Raw genomic sequence first — 26524 nt, 5'->3', positions numbered from 1 at the left:
TTTTAATACACCTCCATAATCAAACAGGTTGATGACGGATCATAAACTGTCCCTGTTGTACAATTTCCTGCATCTTCTTGCCCATCTGTTGCTGCTGTATTTCCCCAAGCAACATAGATACATTTACGATCATCACTATTACCTTGACAATCTAACAAGTTGACTGTCATCCCTACCGAGTTAGCACGCTGCACAACCTGTGCTACGTCATAATCTGCCATTTCACCTGTTGAACACTCTTCTGCTGAACAGTTTTTACTATATTCAGCTTGAGCATCAGCATCTGCTATTTCATCCACATAATTATCCAAAGCGCCACGATTTACCCTAATTCTTTCAGCAAAATCTCGCGATAAATTAATTGCCTGAACTCGATAGCTCCCTTCAGAAGTTGCCTCAACTGCCCTATATTGCAGAGCAATAAATCCCAACACACCCAATGCGAGAATCAGAAGAGCTACTAATATTTCCATCAATCCAACACCTAATTGATGCTTTGTATAGCGCATTAGCAATCTCCCTCGCTAATGGGTTGGAGTGAACCCATTTTTGTTATTGTTATTGTTTTTGATTTATCGCCATCTGCTTCATCGCAGATTACAATTGTTGTATCTGAACTTGCACCCTTCACTTTTCCAGTCATTTCAAACGTAATTGAAGTTTCTGTCCCCGACAATATCGACTTTCCAGTTGGCCCCCAAAGATATAAAAGCTTACTTTCTCTCTGCTTTTTTAAGGTAGCATCCGCAGCAATTTCATCAGAACGTTCAATCAACTTTTCCTGATCTTCTAAAATTTCTAACTTTACATCCTGACGAACTAAAACTGCTTGGGCACGTGCTTCCATAATTAAGCCATATAAATCACGGGTACTTTTTGTTAAATTTTGATTGCGAATTAAACTATTGAAAGAAGGCGCAGCGATTGTTGCAATAATCCCTAGTACTGCAATCGTCACCATGAGCTCAATTAACGTAAAACCTTTATTCTTTTGCACACTCTTCCCCAGCTCCAAAACTTTCCCCTATTAAAAATAATATCTATAAATTTTACAAAACCTACACAGAGTAGATAAAAGGCATAAAAAAACAGATAACTGTCATATTATAGCTATCTGTTTATTTTTTAATAAAAAATAAATTGTTAAATAGTTAACAATTTAAGCCTGTGTTACAGAAATACGTAACTCTTTTGGTAGACTAAATGTAATATTCTCTTCTCGCCCATCCAGTTCTTTGGGTGCCTGTGCACCCCAATCCTGTAAACGCTGAATCACCTGCTTAATTAAAATTTCCGGGGCGGAAGCACCTGCAGTTACCCCAATTTTAGAAATATTGGTAAACCATTCCTGCTTTAGCTCATCTGCATTATCAACCAGATAAGCCGATTTACCCATACGTTCCGCCAGTTCGCGCAAACGGTTTGAATTGGATGAATTCGGTGATCCTACAACCAACACAACATCACAACGTGCAGCTAAATCACGTACAGCATCCTGACGGTTTTGTGTCGCATAGCAAATATCATCCTTGCGTGGGCCTTGAATATTCGGAAATTTTCTGCGAAGCGCATCAATGACTTTCGCTGTATCGTCAATCGACAAAGTCGTTTGTGTTACAAAAGCGACTTTCTCAGGATTACGAACTGTTAAAGCAGCGACGTCATCTTCATCTTCGACCAGATAAATGTCACCGCCATTATTTTTATCATATTGCCCCATAGTGCCTTCAACTTCTGGGTGGCCTTCATGACCAATCAGAATCGCTTCTACTCCCTCACGGGCATATTTAGTCACTTCAATATGTACTTTAGTGACCAATGGACAGGTCGCATCAAAAACTTTTAAACCTCGGCGTTCGGCTTCCTGCTGCACAGCCTTAGACACCCCATGTGCACTAAAAATCACGATATTGTCATCTGGAACTTCATCTAGCTCATCGACAAAGATCGCACCACGCTGGCGCAAGTCATCAACTACGAATTTGTTGTGGACTACTTCATGACGCACATAAATAGGTGGATTAAAGCATTCTAGGGCACGGTTCACGATCGCAATGGCACGATCCACACCGGCACAGAAACCACGCGGGTTAGCTAAAACAATTTCCATAGAAATCCTCAATACTCACTCAATTTATGGCGCTACAATTGAAATAAATGTAAAACAATCGACGTACAACTATTTAGTTTAAAGCCGGTCTACTCTAAAATAGAGAAGATATTTTATCATATCAGGAAAAATATCATGTCGGGTCTCTTGTTTGTCGTTTCTGCAGCGTCTGGAACGGGCAAAACATCCCTCGTTAAAGCATTACTTGAACGCGTCAACAATCTTCATGTTTCTGTTTCTCATACAACACGCGGTCAACGACCTGGCGAACTCGATGGCGTACATTATCATTTCTCGACTAAAGAAGATTTTTTGAATCTGGTCGAGGAAGGTGGTTTTATTGAATATGCCGAAGTCTTTGGTAATTATTACGGCACAGCACAAGCGACTGTAAAAGAACAACTGGCCAAAGGTCATGATGTATTACTTGAAATTGACTGGCAAGGTGCACAACAAGTTCGTCGACTTTTTCCTGAATCTAAACAGATTTTCATTCTTCCGCCAAGCCAGTTTGATTTGCGTCAGCGTCTTTCCAACCGTGGTACAGACTCTGTTGAAGTGATTGAACACCGTCTTAGCTGTGCAGTCGAAGATATGCAGCAGTATGTCAACTTTGATTATATCATTATCAATGATGACTTTAATAAAGCATTACATGACCTTGAATCTGTGATTATCGCCAATCGTCTGGTCCTTTCCCAGCAAGCGACCCGCCATGAAAAACTGATCCAGGCTCTAATTACTCCAAGCGAACAGTGATTAAAACTTGAGTCTCCAGACAAAGCATTTTATACTGTGCAGTCTGTTGAAATTTACTATTCAAAACGAGAATTCTTATGGCACGCGTAACCGTTGAAGATTGTTTAGACCATGTAGACAACCGCTTTGAGCTTGTACTAGTGGCAAGCAAACGCGCGCGTCAATTGGCACGTCAAGGCATTGAACCAACTGTGGAATGGGACAATGACAAACCGACTGTAGTTGCTTTACGTGAAATCGCTGCAGGTCATGTATCAAAAGATATTTTGAAACAACGTGATCAAGATTATCAAACTTCTAGTTTAGATCTTGCTCTTTCTGCAAATAATCTAAATTTAGATGGTTTTTCTTTCCAATAAGAATAAACCATTCCAAAAAGCCTAGTTTTAAACTAGGCTTTTTTTGTTCTGTGACTTTTATATTTTGCGCAGAACGGTTATAACATAAGGGTTAGCTCTAAAGTCAGTATAAATTTTTCACTTGTTGATATGAAAAAACTGACCCACTTTATGTTATACATTTCATACGAGCTTTCTCTGTTTTATTTGTTAAAAAATCCAGTTTTAAAGGTGTTTTATGCCAGGCCCACAGGTCAGTGAAGCTAAGCAACAGTTAAAAATCATCATCGACGCGTACTTAAGTGAAAGCGATGTCGAACGTGTGCTTGCGGCCTGTGATTATGCCGATATTGCCCATGATGGCATTACCCGTAAAAGTGGTGAACCTTATATTCTGCACCCTATCGCGGTGAGCTGTATTCTGGCCCATATGCGTCTGGATACTGAAACCTTAATGGCAGCGCTGCTGCATGATGTCATTGAAGATACCGACTTCAATAAAGATGACATTACTGAAAAATTTGGCAGCACGGTTGCAGAGCTGGTTGATGGGGTCACCAAACTCAGCCACTCCAGCGATAAAGAATATAATAAAGCGGCCTCTTTCCGTAAAATCCTGCAAGCAACTTTACAGGATCCACGTGTCATTATTGTGAAACTGGCAGATCGCTATCACAACATGACTACGCTGGAAGCGCTACGCCCGGATAAACGTGCCCGTATTGCGCGTGAAACCTTTGAAATTTTTGTTCCGATGGCACGCTTGGTCGGCATGAATGAAATGGCTGATAATCTGGAACATCTTTGTTATCAGAATCTGGATCTGGATATGTACAATGATGTCCAGGCTGCCCTTTTAGAAACCAAGCCTAAACGCTGTGAATATCAGGCCAAGTGGGAACAGAAACTTAACGAATTACTACAGCAATATGCCATTGAAGGCCGGGTTAAAAAGAAAAACAATAATATCGAGCTATTACGCCATTTTGTAAAAAATGATATTGATCTGCAGGAACTTACACATAGCCACGCATTTGAAATTATCTTACAGAGTATTGCCGATTGTGACCGTCTCGCAGATATTCTGACTGAAAGTTTTACGGTTCAAAATTATCAGGACAATATCCGTCGCCCTCTGCCCGGCGGCAACCAGTCATTAACCATGCGATTAAAAGGCGAAAAGACCACCCTGTCACTGACTATTCAAACTGAACTGATGCGTAAAGCTGCACGCTTTGGCGTCGTACTTGGTGAAAATGCCCCTCAAGCCTGCCGCTCTGCCATTCAAGCATCCATGCAAAATCTGAACGTACTGGTTGATGGTGAATGCGCCAAAACTACGTTCAGCGAATTACTGGATTATCTGCATCAGGAAAAAATTTGGGTTTATACCCCTCACGGTCATCTGCATGAGTTGCCGCAAGGTGCGACTGCTGTTGATTTTGCCTATGCCGCCAGCCTGTTCCTCGGTAACCATGCTATTGGCGCCAAAATTAATGGTGAAACCAAACCGCTTTCTACGCCATTATTGAGTGGTCAGGTGGTTGAAGTCATCACTGATGTTCTTGCAACCCCAAACCCGGACTGGCTCAGCTTTATTAATACCCAAAAAGCCCGTCGTGCCATTCAGAATATTTTGCGCGATCAGGATATTGATGAACAGCGCCTTGTGGGTCAACAAGCCCTTAACCGTGCCTTAAAACTTTTTCAGTGTTCTATTCGTGATCTGACCGAAGCTGACTGGAAAAATGTACTGGAATGGCGTCATGTCCCGACTAAAGAGCAACTATTTGAACAGATTGCTGTAGGTGACTTATTACCTCAACTGGTTGCCAACCATTTATTCGCACATGACCAGCATCAAAATGCAAATAGTTCAGGTCGCCTTATTCAAGGTACAGAAGGCGTAGATGTTAAATACGCGCATTGCTGCAACCCGGTACTTGGTGATCCAATTCAAGGTCATCTGACTCGTCGCGGCCTAATTGTACATCGTGCCCGTTGCCATAATTTATTGCAGGAACAACATATGCATCCTGAAAATATTATGCCTCTACAATGGACGACTGAAGATCTGGATGATGTCAGCTTTACTGCCTATCTCTGTATTGATCAGGCCATGGACGATGAACAGATTTCCGATCTGATTTATCAATGTCGTAAAGGCCATACAGGTGTAGAGATGGTGCGTAATTATGATGGCAAAACTTATGTAAATATTGTGGTGCATAACCGTAAACAGATTGCCAAGATTATTCGTGATTTACGCATGCATTTTGGTTTTCCACGTATTACCCGCTTAGAACAACCGCTCAATATTGCTGAAACCTCTAAAGCCAGTTAATCATTTAAAACGATAATGCTTTTGTCAGTTGAATTGATCTAATATGATGTATGTTGATGATAAAAGGAGAAATTGATGTCCCGCCAAGTGATCCATACTGAAAATGCCCCAGCTGCCATAGGCACCTATTCACAAGCAATTCTAGTCGGGGATACGCTTTATTTATCCGGCCAGATTGGTCTGGATCCATATAGTATGGAACTGGTTGAAGGCATCGAAGGTCAGATTCGCCGTGTTTTTGATAACTTGAAAGCGGTTTGTGAAGCAGCGGGTGGCTCATTAGCTGATATCGCAAAGTTGAATATCTTCTTGACCGACCTTTCTCATTTTCAACTCGTTAACCAGATTATGGGTGAATACTTTGCTCAACCTTATCCGGCACGTGCTGCCTTAGGGGTTGCAAGTTTACCGAAAGGTGCTTTAGTTGAGATGGATGGCATCGTTGTTATAAATCAATAAGTTATAAAAATCACCAAATCTCCAGCCTGCAATATTTAATTCTAAATTATAAATCGCTCTTGCGCAGAAATCCGAGTAGCACTCGGATTTCCGCTCAGGTGTTATTTTTTTATCTGAATCATCAATCATTATAAAAAGCATTTTCAAATGATTTTTATTGACAAACGATAACAATTATCAATAATATCTCTTATCTTATTTATTCACTGTGGTTGTATCCTATGTACGTTTGTCTATGCCGTGGCATTACAGATCAAGACATTAAAGATGCTATTGCAAATGGCGCCGAAAGTTACCGTGATGTACGCGAAATGCTTGATCTAGGGACGTGTTGTGGTCGTTGTGCTCCTGAAGCCCGTATGATCATCAGTGATGAAATTTCCCAGATTGCTGCACGGCTAGCGGTTGCTGCCTAAAGCGGATAACGATAATTATAAAATCAATGGTCTCGTATCATTACTCCTCCCCCGCCTCTGACTCTGGCGGGTTTTTATTGCTTTATATTTCACCTGAAGCTTTTTGATTGCGATTTTCATTTGCAGTTCAATAAATTACTCGCCATTGCTCGCTCGATTGATTTAAGATAAGTTAATCAAAAACCCATAGCGATAAATGGGTTAACAGGCTATATGGAGTGATACAATGAAAGGCAATCGTGATGTAATTAATCAGCTGAACCAGGTGTTGTATCACCACCTTACAGCGATTAACCAGTATTTCCTGCATTCACGCATGTTTAATGACTGGGGCATTGAAAAACTGGGTTCGGCAGAATATAAAGAATCCATCCGCCAGATGAAGCACGCCGATAAAATCATTGAACGTATTTTATTTCTGGAAGGCTTACCAAACCTGCAACATCTTGGCAAATTATATATTGGCCAGCATACTCAAGAAGTACTGCATTGTGATGTACGCAAAGTAAAAGAAAATATTGAAGTCATTCAGCAGGCTGTAGCTTTGGCAGAAACACAGATGGATTATGTGACTCGTGATTTAGTGCGAGAAATTCTGGAAAAAGAAGAGGAATATCTGGACTGGACTACGACTCAGCTAGATCTCATCGAAAGTATTGGTATCGAAAACTATATTCAAAGCCAGCTCTAAACCTAAAATGAATCCATAAAAAAGCCAGCTCTTGCTGGCTTTTTTATATGGAATTTATCTTGGCATATCCTGAATCAATTCTTCATAACTAAGTTCGGTTTTCTGAATAACTTTTAAGCGTTGCAGCTGATGCCTGGCTTCCTCTTCATAACCATTAAAAGCCAGGAGTTTGGCATATTTGATCAGGTTATATTTAGTTGGATAACTTAATACCATCTGCTCACCTGCTGGAATCCGTTCAGGGGAGGCTTTGCTATAAGGATTAAGACGAATCCAGTCAATACGATGATTAAACTCTGTTAACAAATAGATTGGCTGTTGATTGGTGATTTTTTCAGGCTGTTGCTCATAACGAATACTTTGGCCAAGTTTGGGTACAGCGACATCATAATCCCGATAGATCGCAATCAATAACAGCAGCCCAAATCCAAAAATGAGTTTCATCGCTATAGAAGGCAAGGTCACGGTTTTGATATTTGGATTTTGTGCTAGAACCGTACCAATAATAAACCCAACCGGTAAAAGGAAATAGGCGTAATGCTGAGGAAACTCAAACATGGCATGGGTAAGAAAAGCTCCAATCATCAATATACCAATGACCGACTCAGGAGTTTTCACCCATCTTTGTAGCTGATAACCTAAATAACCGAAGTAAGCCAAGAAAGGCAGACCAGTAAGCAGTCCATTCCATAGTAAGAAATCAATAATAAAGTTATGTGCACTGCGAATCCAGACTGGACCCTGCACTGTATCACTGATTGAGACAAAGGCAACACTGGTCTGATACCAGCCATATCCAAACCATGGCTGTGCCTGAATTGCCGCTAGCATTTGCTGCCAGATCGCTAAACGAGACATATCGCCGGTGGCACGCGATACCACATCCCTGCTTTGTACGACGTCCGTATTCATCGCTTGTGCAGCGAGCTGACTGAGTAATGGAAAAGCCACAATGCAGAAAATAAAGAAAATGAACCAAGCAATGCTGTAAACCCATTTCAGGCGAATAACGCTTTTATATTGATAAAAACCTAGATACAGGATAATCGCGATCGCGGCTACCCAGGCCGTACGTGACTGACTTAAAGCAACCCCCATAACAATTAATGCAGCGCAGGCAAATAGCCACTTGGTCTGAATTTTTTTCTTTTCATATAAGTAAAGGCAGCTCATCAATGCCATGACTAAAAAAGTTGCCATATTATTGGGCTGAGCGAAATTAGCATACGGCCGCTGATTGCCACTGATATTCACCATGCCTGGCAGCACAGAATCCAGATTAGACCACTGACACAATGCGATTAAACCAGTAATCGTTCCGGAAGCAAGGAATACATAACTCAGATTAGTAAAGGTTTCTTCTCGGCTATAGTTTCCGGTTGAAAGGTGATAACCCAGTACACTTGCCAGCCAAAAGCTAAACACGAAAATAAAGCCCATCAGGGCAGTGCTAAAGAAAAACACCTGCCCTGCCAACAAATGTACAAGCGGCACACAGGCGAGTAGTAATAATGGCAAACTTACTACAGGCAATTTTAGCTTTTCTTTTAGGCAAATTGCAGCCAAGGCAAATAGTGCCAAGAATGCATACAGCTCCCCTGTATAAGTCACCCATGGGCGGTAATGTATAGGCATAAGCCACGCGAGGGAGATTAATATTGCTGCAATAAGGGCAAGCGTGAATTTCATGGAAATATCAGGCGGTAGAAGTTTGGCACATGATAAACAAAAAGCAGATTAAAGGGTAATCTGCTTTTTTGAAAAATACTCTGAAAATCGTGTTAATTCCATGGGCGTAAGTCAACAATAGCCACCACCTCAGGAACTTGGCTATTGATTAATACCACCATATCAATATCCCCACCCCGTAAAGGCATCCATGCATCTGCGTTTACATATTTCATTTTAACTTGTTCAACTGTAGCGGTATCATTGAATTGTACCAGTTGATTTAAGCTTTGTTTCTGTTCTTGAATATCCGATTTAGCCTGTTGTAATGAGGTATAACGCGATGGCCGATAAGTAGCTGGCACATCTACTATATCTTTCAAGAACCAATCACTCTTTTCCTTAGAAGTCTTACCATAGTTAATCGCCACTACTTTTGGCCTTGTCCAATTCGTATAACTGTTATAATCTGGATGACCATTGGCTTGTGCAAGCACATCGCTATGGCGTACCAATTCGAATACATGACCATTTTGCACCAGCCAAACCGGGCGACCCTGAGTCAGATTGTACATACCATAAATAAATGCTAACACCTGAATTCCAATAATAACGGACAAATCCATTTTCCGGGTTTTCTTGCCTTCCTTATACACCACCAAGCCAAGTAAAGGTCCAACAATCACATCAATGGCGATCATCATCATAAAGATAAAGCCTACCCCTAGTGCTTTATCTAAAGGCTGTGGGTACCATACTTTAAAAATAAGGAAAGTTGCCACCAAAGCAATCAATACTGAAATCAGTAAATGCCCAAGAAAAAATCGGATACGTTTTGACACATTAATGTCCTTATTACTAAATAATTTTTATTGCTGGCTCAGAAGTTGATAAAAATATCTTTCTAAATGATGCTGATCATGATGTTTTTTATAGCTTATTGCACCATTACCCATCCAGACAATCACTTCTTTATCTTGGGTAATCATAGCAAGAGACGTTACTGCGGGTAATCCACCACGTCGAAAATACATAGGTGCCTGTGCTGTATTTGGCTGATATTGCCACATCGTATAACCATTACATGATTCAAAGCGATCAAGTTGACAGTTGGCTTTTGCATTTGAACTGATCGCCAATATATTCACATGTGAATCCTGTACAAAGGTATTTAAGGTTTTTGCCAAAGCCGTTGCACTTCCCGATAATCCAGCAGATGATACTAATACTTTAAAATCAAATTGGTTATCATGGATTGGCATCCAAAAGTCATTATTACGAAAATCATATTTCACTTCATCAGCGAAGTAGACTCCATCTATAAATTTCATATTGTACTGAGCAAGGGGATAGTGCTGTGCCATATAGTTGCGGTAGGACTGCCCAGATAGTCGTTCAATCACGGCACCTAATAAACAGTAGTTGCGATTATCATAAGCATATTTAGCATTTGGCTCAAAATCCAAGTGCTGTTTAGTCAATGCATTTAAGTCATTTGGACACCAAGACTTTTTATCTGTCGCAAACACAACATCTTCACTTTTCATACGGTCAAAACCAGAACGATGTTCCAACAAATGCCCTATAGTGATGTCTTTAATACGCGGGTCTAGGTAATCTGTATGTTTTAACTCTTCAAATAAGTCAATAAAACGTGTACCTAAGAACAACTGTTTTTGTTGTATTAAATCTAATACAGCATGAGAAGTGAGTATTTTAGTCAAGCTTGCATAACGAAAGCGGTGTTCAGGCTGTAATTTTTCTGAAAATACGGCTGTACCACGCCAACCACTTTCACAATGATGTAAATTTTGTTGAGCATCTATGTATGCTAATTGATTGGAAAGGTTTTTTTGCTCATAAATAGCATAACGCATGGCTTCATTCATCCATGCGGGTGCTTGAGGACTACATCGACTAGTCACTGAAGCAATTTGTGCCTGCAATGGATAAATTAAACGCCAAAATCCAAGACGATCAATTAAGTAAAAATGCGCAGATAATGCTATAACTAAAGTAGTAAAAAATACAAAAGCAATATCAATGAGTCTTATTTTCTTAAACATGCATTATCTACCAATTCTATTTATAAACCATAAAATTAATCATTAATACGTCATCTTTTTTAAAATACTTATCTTGTTCCCTTTTATTTAAAATAACAGGTGCATGATCCCCTACAATAACAACTTCTAATTTACTAACCTGGATTGATTTTATTAAATCTGCCAAAACATAAAAAAACTGAGCTTGTAATCTTAAATTTCTACAAGATTCTGTATTTGATTGTATGTTAAATTTTTTACAATCAAAAACATTATAAAAAATATCTCTTTCATCATATACCGAGTGAGAGTTTAATGTTAACCAATAAACGAATTGAAATTTATTATTATCTTTAAAATAATTCTTAATATATTGTGCAATTTCTCTATCACAGGCTCCAGGAAAAGAATAGCATTGCCGCTCCCATTGTCGACTTTCGTAGAAAGTTATTTGATCAAATCCAACTTTAGGATACCAATACTTTCGATCATACATAATACCTAAAGCACCGTGTATCGCCTTGGTCTCATAACCTTGCTTCTTAAATAAATAGGGAAGACAATTTTCAAACCCAATTTGTAAATCTTTTAAGTTAAAATTTTGTGGTTGAGAATGACATAACTCACGTAATTCACCATATACCGTTGGCCCCACATATCCAGTTTTTGAAATTTTTAGATCATGTATAAAATTATTTTTTTTGAAAAGATGCGATAAAATTTCATCTAAAACAACCTGATCTTGAGGCACACCTAAAGACTCGTTAACTATAAATAATACATCATGATTCAATTTATTTTGATTATTTAATGCACTAAATAAGTGTTGTGATGCGGGACTATAAGGTAAATTTTGCATTTCCTGTGCTTTCATACGCAAATTTTGACTAAAGCCATGAGTCTGTATTTCAATAAAATTTGTAACCTGACTTGTTAACCAAGATTTATTTTTTTCATAAACTACATTAAAAATATTTTGAACCAAAAAGGCGATAATCAAAATAAAAACTATATAAATTTGTATATTATTTCTTTTCGATTTATACAAAAAATAAGATATAAAAATAATATATATCATTATAGAAAATAATATTATTTTATAATAAAAAGAAGATATAAAAGTAAATTTTAATATATATAAAATATCATCGACTCTAAAAAATGGAAAAATTTGCCTAGAAACTAAAACTAAATCTGATAAAAAAAATATGGAAAATAAAATAATTGCTAACTTTCTTAACTTTAAAGCTATAAGTAATAGACAAAAAAAATAATCAATATTTATCAACTCTCTCTGAAGAGATAAATAATTTACGACAAAAAAAATTAAAAAATTTGTAAAAATTAAAACTAATAGTAATTTCATAATATTATGAAGAATAAAAAAGGCCTTATAAGGCCTTTTTTATTCTTAATTATTAGTTGGCATTAGGGTTTGTTGCAGTAGAAGCAGCACAACTTGCTGGACGATATTTAGCCGCAACAGTTGTAGAACATACCCAAGTACCTGTTGCCGGGAAACGAGTCCACGTTAATGTAGATCCAGCAATTGAAGCTGCAGCATTTCCACCAAATTTTCCGACCAAAGTTGTATTGGCATCAGTTCCACCAAAAGTAGCAACTAAACCATCAGTACCTTGCAACGCTTTTGCTCCAAGAATATTACTAGCAGTCCAACCATATTCACAGTCAGCTTCTGCAATACCATCATTCAAACAAGTTTCTACTGCAGTTTTTACCGCCCCCACTTCAGACATTACACGACTTACTTGTGATTTAGCGATGTAGTTTTGGTATTGAGGAATCGCAATTGCAGCCAAAATACCGATAATTGCTACAACAATCATTAATTCAATAAGGGTAAAACCCTTTTGCATAGTTTTCATAACATTCTCCACAAATGTTTTTTTGTTTATTTATAAGCTTAAGCAAAAGCTAATTTAGCCTATTTTGTATTTAGCACTAAATGTGCCAACTTTTATTATAATAATTTTGACAGAAAAAACAGCAGTTTAAAAAAATATTTTTCAATTTGTTATTTTTAGGTTTCATTTTGTGTAGATAACTGACAAAAATTGTCATTTATTTGACTAAAGTCACCCTAGAATGATGGGCTTATTTCCCAATTCATTCTCTAAATCATCTATTTTACGATCATAGTATTGATTTAAAATTTCTCCAATCTGTTTAATACCCAAAATCACCCCATTTTTATACTTCTGTTGCTTCAGCTGCTGAATAATATTTTCACAGATCTGATCCCATACATCTTGTGTAGTTGCCTGTTTAATTCCCCGATCAATCACAATTTCAACCTTATGATCACAGAGATTCAAATATAAAAGCACGCCACTATTATGTTCTGTATCCCAGACCCCGAGTTCAGCAAAAAGTTGTCGGGCTCGACAAAGCGTATCCTGGTAATAAGCAGAACGAGAAGGCAGACACCCTTCAATCACCACCTGAATTTCTCCTACATGCCCATGCTCTGCTTCTTCTACAGCTAATGCAATCGCATGCTGATCCTGCTTGGAGAAAAACCGCTTGGTTGCAGGCATATAAAAGAAGTGCTTAAGCCAGCGCTTAAAACTTGGTTGAGCATGTTCTTCCAGCTTAGGCTGCGTGACAATATCTGTTGTATCTGTAGTTGTTACCATGAGCCTGATGCTCCTCCTCCGCCAAAACCGCCACCGCCACCACCGAAGCCGCCGCCTCCAAAACCACCACGCCCACTACCACCGCCACGGCCTCCACCTGCCATAAAGGCATGCAGGATCAACTGAGCAATTGAGGTCACGAGCAAAAAGAAAACTCCAGCACCAATTAATAGGCTAGCGACCAATCCCATACCATTGACTAACCCGGCTGCGGTACCCGCTACTGCAGCAGTGGCCGCACTCAACTTCCTGCCAAAGATCATGGAACCAATGACACCAGCGACGATAATAAAAATAACCGAACCAAAAGTCGCTTGAGACGCTTGCTGTGCTTTATAAGCCTGTTCCTGACGTTCTTTAAGCTCAGCCGCTGCTTGAGCTGCAATCTCAGGATCAAGATTTAGAATACGCTCGATTTCTGCCAGCCCAGCATCTATCCCTTGCGCATACTGCCCCTGCTTAAACAAAGGTGTAATTTTGTTATTAATAATTCGTCCAGCCACAATATCCGGCAGAACGCCTTCTAACCCATATCCAGTTAAAATCTGGATACGATGATCATTTACTGCAATGGTCATTAACAGACCATTATCATGTTCTTTTGATCCCAGTTGCCAGCGATCTGCCACACGCATGGAATAGTCAAAAATATCTTCCTGACCCGTGGTAGGTACAATCACTACGCCGATCTGAGCCTTACCAGCCTCATAGAGATTAATGATTCGTTGACTAAGTTGCTGTTTTTCTGCTGCCGTTAATAAATTTGCCTGATCAATGACTGGCTCATTCATGCTGGGCAAGTCGCGCTGAACCTGACCTTCTGCCATATCATTGGCAATTTGTGGCTGCGGTGCGGTCGCTGTAGGTTCAGCATTTTGATCTGCAGTATTCGTCTTAGGCTGCAAAATTTCACGTGCAACAATGACTTCTTCTGTATCAGTTGCCGTTGCTGTTTCACTCCAGGCAGGATTCATCAGGCTCATAATGAGGCTGAGAAATATACCTGTACAAAGTTTTACAGCGCTTATATGCATCATTGCAGCCACCTTATTAGCAGATTACCCAAGATCAGGCTTATTCAAATGAAACCTTAGGTGCCTGTTGCGCACTCTGCTCTGCACTAAAGTTTGGTTTGGTATCCATTCCAATCACTTTGGCCGTCATCACCTGCGGGAACTGACGTGCATAAGAGTTAAAATCTTGTACAGTCGTAATATAACGGTTACGCGCTACCGCAATACGGTTTTCAGTACCCTCAAGTTGTACCTGTAAATCGCGGAACTGCTCATTGGCTTTTAGATCAGGATAATTCTCGGTTACGGCCAATAAACGCGATAAGGCACTGGTCATTTGTGCTTGAGCTTCCTGATAGCGCTGGAACAGTTCAGGATCTTCCAGCACTTCACGATCAACTTTCAAACCTGCAACATTGGCACGTGCCTGAGTCACTTCAGTCAATACCTGCTCTTCATGTGCGGCATAGCCTTTGACGACATTGACCAGATTCGGCACCAAGTCAGCACGACGCTGATACTGGTTTTGTACTTCAGACCATGCCGCAGTCACCGCCTCATCCTTAACTTGTAAGGTATTATAGCCACAACCTGTAAGCGTCAGGGTACTGGCTAACATCAGAGCAATGAAAGATTTTTTTAATACAGGAATCATCTTTTCTCCTCAATTCTTTATTGATATTTATTTAATAAATTTGATTTTAAACATATTTTTCTCATTTTTTGTTAATTTTTATAATTTTTTACTTTTATCGTTTTTATTCCTTCTGTTCTGCTTCAGAGCTACGAATTAATATTGGATATATTGATAAGTTTAAATCCATATTTATTATAACTACTTAGAACTAAGCTGAATAAATTAGTAAAATGAAGAAAAATAAAAAACCCGCCGTAGCGGGTTTTTTTAAATAGATGATTAACCTAGATTAAACATCAAGGTAATCCAGAATACCTTCTGCAGCCTGACGGCCTTCCCAGATCGCAGTCACAACTAGATCAGAACCGCGAACCATATCACCACCAGCAAAAATTTTTGGATTCGAAGTCTGGAATTTGTATTGCTGCTGTTCAGCTGCAAGTACGCGACCAGAACCATCCAGGTTGATTTCTACATCAGTGAACCAGTCTGCTGGGCTGGTACGGAAACCAAATGCCAGCAATACCGCATCTGCAGGCAGAATTTCTTCTGAACCTGGAATTGGTTCCGGGCTACGACGGCCACGGCTGTCTGGTTCACCCAGTTGAGTCGTTACCACTTTTACGCCAGTCACTTTGCCATTTTCACCCACGATTTCGACAGGTTGACGGTTGAACTGGAATTCCACACCTTCTTCACGCGCATTTTTTACTTCACGACGTGAACCCGGCATGTTCGCTTCATCACGACGATAAGCACAAACCACTGACTCAGCACCTTGACGGATTGAAGTACGGTTACAGTCCATCGCGGTATCACCACCACCCAAGACAATCACTTTTTTGCCTTCAACGCTGATGTATTCGGATGGATCTTTTTCCCACCCCTGGCAACGGTTCACGTTAGCAATCAGGAAATCCAGTGCATCATATACACCATCCAGATCTTCACCAGCAAAGCCACCTTTCATATAAGTGTATGTTCCCATACCCATAAAGACAGCATCATAGTCAGCGAGTAACTGGTCGATAGTAACATCGGTACCAATTTCAGTATTCAGACGGAATTCAACACCCATACCCGTGAAGATTTCACGACGGCGTTTCATCACGTCTTTTTCCATCTTGAATTCTGGAATACCGAAAGTCAGCAGACCACCAATTTCAGGACGTTTATCAAATACAACAGGTTTAACACCATTACGTACCAGAATATCAGCACAACCTAGACCGGCAGGACCTGCCCCAATGATAGCCACTTTTTTATCAGTCCATTTCACATGAGACATGTCTGGACGCCAGCCTAAAGCGAAAGCGGTGTCATTGATATATTTCTCAGCGTTACCAATTGTTACCGCACCAAAACCATCATTTAAGGTACAAGCACCTTCACATAGACGGTCTTGAGGACAAACACGACCACACACTTCTGGCAAAGTATTGGTCTGGTGACACAGTTCTGCTGCCTGGAAAATACGGCCTTCTGCCAGTAACTTCAACCAGTTTGGGATGTAGTTATGAACCGGACATTTCCATTCACAGTATGGGTTACCACACCCTAGACAACGATGTGACTGATTTGCAGCCACTTCTGTTGTGAAAGGTTTATAAATTTCCACAAATTCTGCTTTGCGGACGTCAATCTCTTTTTTCTCTGGATCTTGGCGTGCGACATCCAGGAATTGAAAGTCATTATTTAGGCGCTCTGCCATCTCTCTCTCCGTGGGTAGACCCAAGGCTTTATTCGCATTACCTTAGGTCTGCCTATATCTGCAGTAGTGGAATTATTGTGGATCAGCTTGAGTGGTTTTCAACAAGGTCAACAAGTTAGCTGCTTTTGGTTTTACCAGCCAGAACTTACGACTATAGAAATCAAACTCATGGCGGATCTTGTACGCCCAAGCACTACCTGTTTCTGCAATATGTTCATCTAAAATGCGAAGCAAGAAGGTCTGATGTTCTTCCATCGCTTCAGTTGAGATACGGTTCAGTTCAATCAACTCATGGTTGTAATGATCTACAAAATCATTGTCCAGGTCCAATACATAAGCGAAACCGCCGGTCATACCTGCACCGAAGTTATGGCCTACTTTACCCAGGACAGTCACGATACCGCCAGTCATATATTCACAGCAGTGATCGCCTGCACCCTCAATCACGGCGAAGGCACCTGAGTTACGAACTGCAAAACGCTCACCTGCAGTACCTGCAGCAAACAATTTACCACCAGTCGCACCATACAGACAGGTATTACCAATGATCGCAGTATTTTGAGTCTGGAACGGAGAACCTTTTGGCGGGAAGATCGAGATACGGCCACCTGCCATACCTTTACCCACGTAGTCGTTCGCATCACCTTCCAGTTTCAGATGCAGACCACCGGCATTCCAGACACCGAGTGACTGACCCGCTGTACCAGTCAGATTTACTTTAACCGGATGTGCTTCCATACTCAGGTTGCCATAACGTTTGGCAATTTCACCTGACAGACGTGCACCAATCGAACGGTCACAGTTACCTACGGTAAAGCTGTATTCACCACCTGTACCTGCTTCGATCGCTGGCAGAATTTCTTCTACCATCTTCTCAGCCAGAATACCTTTATCGAATGGTTCATTACCCTGTACTTCACAGTACTGTGCTTTACCTTCTGCTGCTGGATGTGACTCTAGCAGTTTGCTCAGGTCAAGGTGAGCATGTTTGTCAGTTTCACCTGGCAGGATTTCCAGTAAGTCGGTACGACCAATCAGGTCTTTCAGGCTAGATACGCCAAGTGCCGCCAACCATTCGCGAGTTTCTTCAGCAATGAAAGTGAAGAAATTGATCAGCATTTGAGGTTCGCCGATGTAGTGCTCTTGGCGCAGATGATCCTGCTGAGTTGCAACACCGGTCGCACAGTTATTCAAGTGACAGATACGCAGGTATTTACAACCCAATGCGATCATTGGCGTTGAACCAAAACCAAAGCTTTCTGCACCCAGAATTGCTGCTTTCACAACGTCCAGACCGGTTTTTAAACCACCATCGGTTTGTACACGGACTTTGCCACGCAGGTCGTTTACACGAAGTGCTTGATGCGCTTCACTTAGACCAAGTTCCCAAGGCGAACCCGCATGGTGAATCGAAGACAATGGAGATGCTGCTGTACCACCATCATAACCAGAAATGGTAATAAAATCGGCATATGCTTTCGCAACACCTGCTGCAATCGTACCTACACCCGGTTCAGATACCAGTTTCACCGATACCATCGCTTGTGGATTAACTTGTTTCAAGTCAAAGATCAACTGTGATAAATCTTCAATTGAATAGATATCATGGTGGGGTGGTGGCGAAATCAGAGTCACGCCCGGAACTGAATAACGTAAACGGGCAATCAAGCCATTCACTTTACCACCTGGCAACTGACCACCTTCACCTGGTTTTGCACCTTGAGCTACCTTAATTTGCAGTACTTCTGCTGATGTTAAGTACGCTGGAGTTACACCAAAACGTCCGGATGCAATCTGTTTGATTTTCGAGTTACGGATGGTGCCATAACGCGCTGGATCTTCACCGCCCTCACCAGAGTTAGAACGACCACCGATGGTGTTCATGGCAATCGCAATCGCTTCATGTGCTTCAGGAGATAGTGCACCCAAAGACATACCCGCGGAGTCAAAACGAGGCAGGATATCTTCTACAGACTCAACCTGATCCACTGGAATTGAGTTGTCAGTTTTCAGCTTGAATAAGTCACGGATGGTTGCAATTGGACGATTGTTTACCAGCTCTGCATATTCTTTAAAGTCAGCATAATTACCAGAACGTACTGCTTTATGCAGTGAATTAATCACATCCGGGTTAAATGCATGGTATTCCTTGCCGAAGACAAATTTCAGCATACCACCCTGATCGATTGGCTTACGGTTTTTCCATGCCAAATCTGCCAGTTGTTTCTGGTCATTTTCAAGGTCAGCAAAAGTTGCACCCTGGATACGGCTCGGAACACCTACGAAGCATTTATTCACAACTTCATTGGATAAACCGACTGCTTCAAACAGCTGACCGCCACGGTAAGAAGCAACGGTTGAAATACCCATCTTAGACAGGACTTTCAGCAGGCCTTTTTCAATCCCCTTACGGAAATTGTTTTGCGCATAGACCGGATCACCCAGCAATTCACCTTTAGCCACCAGATCATTGATCACGTCATATGCCAGGTATGGATAAATTGCTGTCGCGCCAAAGCCAAGCAGAACGGCAAATTGATGTGGATCACGGGCGAAACCGGTTTCAACAATCAAATTCGCATCAGTACGCAGACCAGTATTGATTAGATGATGGTGTACTGCACCAGTGACCATCACAGCATTGGCTGGCAAGAAACCTTCACGGATTTTCTTGTCTGAAAGTACCAATAAAGTTTTGCCGTCACGAATCGCTTGCGCTGATTCTTCGCAAATACGAGCAATCGCAACTTCCAGACCTTCAGTTTCAGCATAGTTCAGATCAATATCTGCAATCTCATAACCTGTACGGCCTAGCGTACGGATCTGATGCATTTTTGAATTAGACAGGACCGGACTTGAAATAATCAGACGGTCTGCATGTTCTGGACCCTGTTCGAAAACGTTTTGTTCACGACCTAAACAGGTTTCTAGTGACATTACAATCGATTCACGTAATGGATCGATTGGCGGATTTGTTACCTGAGCGAACTGCTGACGGAAATAGTCTGATACATGACGTACCTGACGTGACAGAACCGCCATCGGTGTATCGTCACCCATAGAACCCACAGCTTCCTGACCGCTTTCAGCGATTGGACGCAGTAACTGGTCACGTTCCTCGAAAGTCACCATGAACATTTTCTGTGCCGCTTTCAGGTTGTCACCTTTCAAGCCTCGCTCACATAGATATTCTTCCAGCTCAGGGCTACCTTGTAGACGTACAGCATTTTCACGTAACCATTCACGGTACGGACGCATACGTTTCAGGTGATTATTCACATCCTGAGTATCTAGTACTTTACCGGTATAAGTATCGATCACCAGCATTTGGCCAGGACCCACACGTCCTTTAGAAATGACATCTTCAGGTTCATAACCCCATACACCGATTTCTGACGCCAGTGTGATGTAGCCATTTTTAGTGATGACCCAACGTGCCGGACGCAGGCCGTTACGATCCAGCATACAGATCGCATGACGACCGTCTTGGATAACTAAACCAGCAGGGCCATCCCATGCTTCCATATGTTTAGAGTTGAACTCATAGAATGCACGTAAGTCAGCATCAAGCGTTTCAACGTTCTGCCAAGCAGGTGGAACCAGCATACGTAGCGCACGGAACAAATCCATACCACCACCCACGAGGATTTCCAGCATATTATCCAGACTAGATGAATCTGAACCAGTACGGTTTACGATTGGACTCAGCTCAGTCAGACCTGGCAGTAACGGGTTTTCAAATTTAGGCGTACGCGCCATTGCCCAGTTACGGTTAGCCGTAATGGTATTGATCTCACCATTGTGCGCCAGGTAACGGAATGGCTGAGCTAGTGGCCAGCGTGGCAATGTATTGGTAGAGAAACGTTGGTGGAAGACCACGATATGTGATGCCAGACGCTCATCAGCCAGGTCAGTATAGAAGTCAGCAATCGCTGCTGGCATCATCAGACCTTTATAGCTGATTACAGTTGAGCATAAGGTCGTCACATAGAAGTAGGGATCACTGGTTAACTGCTGTTCAGCACGACGACGCGCAAGGAACAATTTACGGTTGAATTCAACTTCAGTCACACCGATTGGGCAGTTCACGATGACCTGTTCAAAAGCTGGTAGAGACTGCATTGCAATCTCACCGAGCGCATCATTATTCGTCGGTACAACACGCCATGCGATAACGCGACAGCCTTCTTCTTCAATTTCTTTCGTCAGGACTTGTTTTGCATGTGCGGCTAATGCTGGATCCAGATTCAGGAATACTGTACCCACAGCAAAAATCTCACTTAAGGTAATGTCACTTAAGCGTTTGGCCTCTTCACGGAAGAATTCTTTAGGCATTGCCAGCAATAGACCACAACCATCACCGGTCTTGCCATCAGCAGCAATACCGCCACGGTGGGTCATACAACTTAGACTATGAATTGCGGTCTTGACCAGATCATGACTGGCATCACCCTGCATATGGGCGATCAAACCGAAACCACAGTTATCTTTAAACTCATCCGGTTGGTATAAACCTTGAGCGGGAGCTACATTATTAGGCGATGGCATGTGCATAGCGTACCCTTCTTTTCACTAAGCCCGATAGGCTATTAAACAATCTAAATTCTGCTGTGCGTGACTGTCTGATTTACTCGGCAAGCTAAGCAGCTTTATAGAGCAAAATATCATTGAGTATCTTTTCAACATAATCCTTTTTCAGACGGAATGCATGAAAAATAACATTCATTTTGCTGATGGATAAGATAAAAATAAGCAACAAAGATGACAATTACGCCTATTCATCGAATCATTTTCGCGCCAAAACAGGGAGATTAATTCAATTCATGCACCAATAAAGCAAATTTCATGCCAACTTAAGGAGCAAAAATCAAAACAACACAAATGACAAAGATTTAGCCTACAAAAGGAAAATTATGATTATTTATGGTGCGTATTTTTTGCACCAAAAGCGCACATTTATAATAAAGATAAAGTGTCCGTGCGCTATTTTAGACCGGCCTAGTTAAATGGATCACTAATCTCGTTTTCTTGAGGTCGAGAATTGCCATTTGATGAGCGTGGACTTCCTTCGACATGACTTTGAGATTTCTGTACATCTACTACATTACCTTCCTGATCACGTCGAACAATCGTGGTACTCGTGGTGCTTTCTTTAGGGGTGACCACAGGTGCTGAAGGTTGAGCTTTCGGTCTTATCTGTACGGATTCATCGACTTTCGGTAAAGGTACATTTTTCAACTGAATTTCATAAAGTTTTTGATTACTTGCCAGTTCTTCCGAACCCATACTGTTGACTAGACTGGCATATTGTTGCATGGCCACAACTTTAGGCTGGACGGATTTAGGCAGATTCAGATTGAGCACTGATAAAGCCTGTTGAGCTTCTGCTGCGGTTTTATACAGACCATATAACAATACATATTGTTCAGGCTGGTTCTCACCCGAAAGCCTTAAATAAACAAAAGGCTTACGATCCTGCTGCTTTTTCAGGAAGGTTTTTAGAATGGCTTCATTACCTACACGAAATAGCTCAATCGCATGCTGTTTCTTTACTTCACCAATATATTTGGTTCCGCGGAATTCAGGCTCATGACTAACATTGACAACAATCCGAGTATTGAGAGCAAGAGGCTTAACCTCATCAGAAAGTGCACCAAGATGGGTCATTGAGGCCACTTTTTCTGGTTGAATCTGTAATTCAACTTCCGTTTCCGGCTTCTTCTCTACTTCTACCACTTCATCTGTATCGGTAATAGCCCAAAAAACCAAGGCAGCAAATAGACAGCATACGCCACAGACCAGCCAGAAATAATGCTGAATCTTTTGCCAAGGGGTACGTAATGCTGTCATAAAAATTTAAACCTATGCCTGATGAGCTAAAATCGCCTGTTGCATCAACTCGACATCAAAGTCTCGAGTAATGACCGCTTTTCCAAGTTGCTGCAATAATACAAGACGAAGCTGCCCATTTAAAACTTTCTTGTCGTGAGCCATGTAAGCCAGGAAATCGTCAAGTGGGATTTTAGGACAAACAATAGGTAATTGCGCACGAGAAATGATTTTTTTTGTACGCTCAAGGTCTTCTAATGAAATCCAGCCCATGCGATGGGATAAATCTGCTGCCATCACCATACCGGTTGCTACCGCTTCTCCGTGCAGCCATTCACCATAACCCAGATAAGACTCAATCGCATGACCGAATGTATGACCGAGATTAAGTAAAGCACGCTCACCCTGCTCTTTTTCATCATTGGCTACAATACGGGCTTTATGCGCACAAGAACGATAAACCGCTTCGGCCAGCAATTGCTCATCACGGGCAATAAGACCTACCATATTGGCTTCTAGCCAGACCAGAAACTCTTCATCTCCGAGCAAAGCATATTTAATCACTTCAGCCAAACCTGCAGAAAGTTCACGATCTGGTAAAGTTGACAGCTGTGACATATCTGCCAGCACCACTTGTGGCTGCTGGAAAGCACCAATCATGTTTTTACCCAGTGGATGATTAATGCCGGTTTTACCCCCCACACTGGAATCCACTTGAGAGAGTAACGTCGTTGGCACCTGAATAAAATATACTCCACGCTGGAAACAGGCAGAAGCAAAGCCGGCCATATCTCCAATAACACCACCACCGAGTGCCAGAACTGTACAATCGCGGTTAAAACCCGCCTCAAGCAATGCATCAAAAATCAGGTTTAGATGCTCAATATTTTTGTATTTCTCGCCATCCGGTAAAATACAGGTCGCCACAGTTTTACCCAGATTTTCCAATGCAGCCTTATAGCGATCCAGATAGAGTGGTGCCACCGTATCATTACTGACAATCATCACCTGCTTGCCATGAATATAGGGCTCAAGCAATTCCTGAGGATTCAAGTTACTGCCAATAAAAATAGGGTAACGACGTTCACCGAGTTCGACATATAAGGTTTTCATGAAGGAATGACCACTTTTTCAACTGAACTTATTTTTTCGGAAGGATGAGATTCAGAATACGCTGCGCCAGATCTCGTGCAGCTCCCTGATTGGTCTCAATAATGTAATGTGCGACTTCCCGGTACAACGGATCCCGCACTGCAAGCAGATCTCTAAGTTTCTGTTCAGGATTTTCAACTTGTAACAAGGGACGGTTTTTGTCGCGATAGGTTCGCTGAAGCTGAATTTCAACTGGAGTGTAAAGATAAACAACGATGCCTCGCTGCTTTAAATAATCCCGATTAGGAGCCTGAGTAATTGCACCACCACCAGTCGCAAGTACCAGCTGTGGACGTGAGGTTAACTCATCAATTACAACAGTTTCACGATGACGAAAACCCTTTTCACCTTCTTTTTCGAAGATCCAGGGAATCGTAGCCCCTGTTTTCCGCTCAATTTCATGATCGCTGTCCAGAAATTCTCGTCCTAACAGTTCTGCTAAATGTCGTCCTACTGTTGTTTTACCGGCCCCCATCGGCCCTACCAAATAGATATTTGGCAGGGTTTCAAACTCTTTGCTTGGCAAGGAGTCACCTATTCATTTTGTTAAATTCAAAATATATTAATGATTTCTTGAAACACTGTCATTAACAATTCGAGGTGTAACAAAAATCAGTAACTCACGTTTGTTGTCCGCTTTTACATCTTTACGGAACAAACGGCCTAAATAAGGTAGATCGCCCAAGAAAGGAACTTTAGTTTGTGCATTTCGAGTTTCTTGCTCAAAAATACCACCAAGTACTACTGTTTCACCATTATCAACCAGTACATTAGTGTTAATCTGATTTTTATTAATGGTTAACTGTCCAGTTGGGGTCGGGTTTCCTGGTGAGTCACTGGTAATATTCAATTCCATCTGCACCTTACCATCTGGAGTAATACTTGGTGTAACGTCCAGACTTAAAGTTGCATCAATAAATGATGTAGTCGACACTGCATTAGCACCACCACCTTCTGCAGACTGATATGGAATTTGCGAACCGGAGGCAACGGTTGCTTTTTGTTTGTCAGCAGTGAGCACTTTTGGCGTAGAAATCACTTCACCATAACCATCTGCCTGTAGCGCAGAAAGTTCAAGATCCAGCATAAAATCAGAAAGGCTAATTAAGCCAAAAGCAATACGGCTTGCACCTTGACTAGTGACACCTAAATCCACATTCAGGTTATCTGGTCTTTGAATTTCATAACTCCATCCCCCTCTCTCACTATCAAACTCAGGCTCCCTAAGATCCCAAAGAGTCGTATCACTACCACCAACAAGAAGGTGATTATTATTGGTAATCCCTTGAGATAGGATTCCCCACTTCACTCCCATTTCTTTGGTAAAGTCAGTGGTTGCACGAACGATACGCGCCTCAACCATGACCTGCTTCACTTGGACATCCAGCAGATCCACCATATTGCGAATTTTATCAATGAAAGGCTGGGTATCATTCACAATAATGGTATTGGTACGAGCATCAATAGAGATAGAACCACGTGAACTTAGTAAACTTTCTCTATCATCACCGTTACTTGTGCTATTCGAGCTCCCTGATCCTGATGCACTCTTATTTTGAGTAATCAGTTTTTCAATATCTGCTGCTTTTGCATAACTGAGCTGCATATATTCAGTTTGAATTGGTGCAAGCTTAACACTCTGTGCTAGTGCTTTCGCTTCTTCTTCTTCGGCCTTAATTAGTTCTGCCACTGGTGCAATCCAGATCACATTACCATTACGGCGTTTATCCAGATTTTTAGTTTTTAACACAATATCTAAAGCCTGATCCCAAGGCACTTCTTTGAGGCGTAAGGTAATATTACCTTGTACGCTATCTGCAGCAACCATATTGATATCGGTAAAATCGGCTAATAACTGTAGAACTCGACGGACTTCAATATCTTGGAAATCGAGGGAAATTTTCTTGCCTGTATAAGCGACTGATTTAGGACGTAAAGGCCCTTTAACTTCTGGACGCTTCAAACTAATCGTCAGCTTATTATCAGTTTGAAAAGCCATATATTCATAGCTTTCCGCAGATTGAATGGTAATTACACCTGAGCCATTCTGATTGACTGCGTCTACACTCGAAACTGGTGTAGCAAAATCATTCACATTTAAGCGACGGGTCAAATGTGCCGGAATCTTGGAGCCCAGAGTCCGCACAATCACTTTGGTTCCCTGCTGCTGTACATCGACTGGTGTGTTCTGACCTGCCAGATCAATTACCACCAGTCCTTCACCTTGCGCACCCCGCTGGAAACCAATATTAGTAATCCCCTGAGCGACCTGTTGTTGTACAGGCTGAGCAATAGCGACTGGAGTAGCAGAATTAATTTTTAAAATAAAGGTATTGCCTTCCACACGCGTCGTAAATGCACCTGCATTAGCGAGATTCACCGTCAGTCGAGAACGCTGTGCATCTGAGCTAACATCCACTGAACTGGCTTCAGCAGTTGCGACTGGAATACTAGACTGTTTTAGATTTTGTTGGGCCTCATTAAAATCCAGAATCAGGCGTGATGGAGATTCAAGCTGATAAGCTTGAGGCTGAGGTGGCAGACCGTTAAACATCACCCGGATTTCAGTTCCCTGTCCAGGAATTTGCATTGGCACTACATTGGTCATTGAAACTTGCGCACTCGCTGCTTGCATCACAGCAATCGCGACAGCCCCCATAGAAAACTGACGAAACACATGATTCATTGTATTAGC

General features: G+C 41.5%; 23 protein-coding genes. 6 read left to right on the top strand and 17 right to left on the bottom strand.

The window, feature by feature from the left end; all coding sequences use genetic code 11:
- Positions 1-2: 2 nt before the first annotated feature.
- From pilV to ispH, 3 genes are all read right to left on the bottom strand, one after another.
- Positions 3-509, bottom strand: a complete 507-nt coding sequence (gene pilV, locus FTU00_RS06835; protein ID WP_180102360.1) for a type IV pilus modification protein PilV — start codon at positions 507-509, stop codon at positions 3-5.
- Positions 509-997: a GspH/FimT family pseudopilin gene (locus FTU00_RS06830; protein WP_180179395.1), complete on the bottom strand. Its 489-nt coding sequence runs from the start codon at positions 995-997 to the stop codon at positions 509-511. The genes pilV and FTU00_RS06830 overlap by 1 nt, the downstream gene beginning before the upstream one ends.
- A 162-nt stretch (positions 998-1159) precedes the next feature.
- Positions 1160-2110, bottom strand: a complete 951-nt coding sequence (gene ispH, locus FTU00_RS06825; RefSeq protein WP_180179394.1) for a 4-hydroxy-3-methylbut-2-enyl diphosphate reductase — start codon at positions 2108-2110, stop codon at positions 1160-1162.
- 135 nt (positions 2111-2245) lie between these two features.
- Between ispH and gmk the strand changes: the two genes are divergently transcribed.
- The 6 genes from gmk (at position 2246) to bfr (ending at position 7117) form a co-directional block, all read left to right on the top strand.
- Positions 2246-2869: a guanylate kinase gene (gene gmk, locus FTU00_RS06820; protein WP_180179393.1), complete on the top strand. Its 624-nt coding sequence runs from the start codon at positions 2246-2248 to the stop codon at positions 2867-2869.
- A gap of 77 nt (positions 2870-2946) precedes the next feature.
- The gene (gene rpoZ, locus FTU00_RS06815) at positions 2947-3228 is read left to right on the top strand and encodes a DNA-directed RNA polymerase subunit omega (protein WP_004650579.1); all 282 of its coding nucleotides are present in this window, start codon (positions 2947-2949) and stop codon (positions 3226-3228) included.
- Positions 3229-3445: 217 nt separating this feature from the next.
- On the top strand, positions 3446-5551 hold the full coding sequence (locus FTU00_RS06810; RefSeq protein WP_004787093.1) for a bifunctional (p)ppGpp synthetase/guanosine-3',5'-bis(diphosphate) 3'-pyrophosphohydrolase: 2106 nt from the start codon (positions 3446-3448) through the stop codon (positions 5549-5551).
- A 75-nt stretch (positions 5552-5626) separates the two neighbouring features.
- The gene (locus FTU00_RS06805) at positions 5627-6010 is read left to right on the top strand and encodes a RidA family protein (protein WP_180002723.1); all 384 of its coding nucleotides are present in this window, start codon (positions 5627-5629) and stop codon (positions 6008-6010) included.
- Positions 6011-6231: 221 nt separating this feature from the next.
- Entirely contained in the window at positions 6232-6426 is a 195-nt protein-coding gene (locus FTU00_RS06800; protein ID WP_004787097.1) for a bacterioferritin-associated ferredoxin, read from the top strand.
- Positions 6427-6652: 226 nt separating this feature from the next.
- Positions 6653-7117, top strand: coding sequence for a bacterioferritin (gene bfr / locus FTU00_RS06795; protein ID WP_034705394.1), 465 nt, complete (start codon positions 6653-6655; stop codon positions 7115-7117).
- Between the two features lie 54 nt (positions 7118-7171).
- Here the strand turns inward: bfr and FTU00_RS06790 are convergent, their stop codons facing one another.
- From FTU00_RS06790 to pilQ, 14 genes are all read right to left on the bottom strand, one after another.
- Positions 7172-8806 (bottom strand): PglL family O-oligosaccharyltransferase, encoded by a 1635-nt coding sequence (locus FTU00_RS06790; protein ID WP_180179392.1) that lies wholly within the window; start codon positions 8804-8806, stop codon positions 7172-7174.
- A gap of 92 nt (positions 8807-8898) precedes the next feature.
- Positions 8899-9627, bottom strand: coding sequence for a TfpX/TfpZ family type IV pilin accessory protein (tfpZ, locus tag FTU00_RS06785; RefSeq protein WP_180179391.1), 729 nt, complete (start codon positions 9625-9627; stop codon positions 8899-8901).
- A gap of 27 nt (positions 9628-9654) precedes the next feature.
- Positions 9655-10851: a serine hydrolase gene (locus FTU00_RS06780; protein WP_180179390.1), complete on the bottom strand. Its 1197-nt coding sequence runs from the start codon at positions 10849-10851 to the stop codon at positions 9655-9657.
- A gap of 16 nt (positions 10852-10867) precedes the next feature.
- Complete coding sequence (locus tag FTU00_RS06775; protein WP_180179389.1) at positions 10868-12196, bottom strand: sulfatase-like hydrolase/transferase; 1329 nt, start codon at positions 12194-12196, stop codon at positions 10868-10870.
- A 52-nt stretch (positions 12197-12248) separates the two neighbouring features.
- Complete coding sequence (locus FTU00_RS06770; protein WP_373686179.1) at positions 12249-12707, bottom strand: pilin; 459 nt, start codon at positions 12705-12707, stop codon at positions 12249-12251.
- A gap of 219 nt (positions 12708-12926) precedes the next feature.
- On the bottom strand, positions 12927-13487 hold the full coding sequence (locus FTU00_RS06765; protein WP_180179387.1) for a TPM domain-containing protein: 561 nt from the start codon (positions 13485-13487) through the stop codon (positions 12927-12929).
- Positions 13481-14524, bottom strand: a complete 1044-nt coding sequence (locus tag FTU00_RS06760; RefSeq protein WP_180179386.1) for a TPM domain-containing protein — start codon at positions 14522-14524, stop codon at positions 13481-13483. The genes FTU00_RS06765 and FTU00_RS06760 overlap by 7 nt, the downstream gene beginning before the upstream one ends.
- 37 nt (positions 14525-14561) lie before the next feature.
- A complete protein-coding gene (locus tag FTU00_RS06755; RefSeq protein WP_218945503.1) occupies positions 14562-15155 on the bottom strand; it encodes a LemA family protein in 594 nt (197 codons plus the stop codon).
- Positions 15156-15426: 271 nt separating this feature from the next.
- Positions 15427-16848 (bottom strand): FAD-dependent oxidoreductase, encoded by a 1422-nt coding sequence (locus tag FTU00_RS06750; protein WP_180179385.1) that lies wholly within the window; start codon positions 16846-16848, stop codon positions 15427-15429.
- A 72-nt stretch (positions 16849-16920) separates the two neighbouring features.
- Positions 16921-21396 (bottom strand): glutamate synthase large subunit, encoded by a 4476-nt coding sequence (gene gltB / locus FTU00_RS06745; RefSeq protein WP_180179441.1) that lies wholly within the window; start codon positions 21394-21396, stop codon positions 16921-16923.
- Positions 21397-21846: 450 nt separating this feature from the next.
- Positions 21847-22698: a hypothetical protein gene (locus FTU00_RS06740; RefSeq protein ID WP_179992175.1), complete on the bottom strand. Its 852-nt coding sequence runs from the start codon at positions 22696-22698 to the stop codon at positions 21847-21849.
- 12 nt (positions 22699-22710) lie between these two features.
- Entirely contained in the window at positions 22711-23790 is a 1080-nt protein-coding gene (gene aroB / locus FTU00_RS06735) for a 3-dehydroquinate synthase (protein WP_179992176.1), read from the bottom strand.
- A 28-nt stretch (positions 23791-23818) separates the two neighbouring features.
- Positions 23819-24355 carry a shikimate kinase AroK gene (aroK, locus tag FTU00_RS06730; protein WP_005233593.1) on the bottom strand — a complete coding sequence of 179 codons (537 nt, stop codon included), beginning with the start codon at positions 24353-24355 and terminating at the stop codon, positions 23819-23821.
- A gap of 36 nt (positions 24356-24391) precedes the next feature.
- A complete protein-coding gene (gene pilQ, locus FTU00_RS06725; protein ID WP_180179384.1) occupies positions 24392-26515 on the bottom strand; it encodes a type IV pilus secretin PilQ family protein in 2124 nt (707 codons plus the stop codon).
- Between the last annotated feature and the right edge of the window lie 9 nt (positions 26516-26524).

The sequence above is a fragment of the Acinetobacter sp. YH12041 genome (genome assembly GCF_013419975.1).
GTDB lineage: Bacteria > Pseudomonadota > Gammaproteobacteria > Pseudomonadales > Moraxellaceae > Acinetobacter.
Note: the sequence above shows the minus strand (reverse complement) of the source record. Positions and strands in the feature narration are given on the sequence as shown.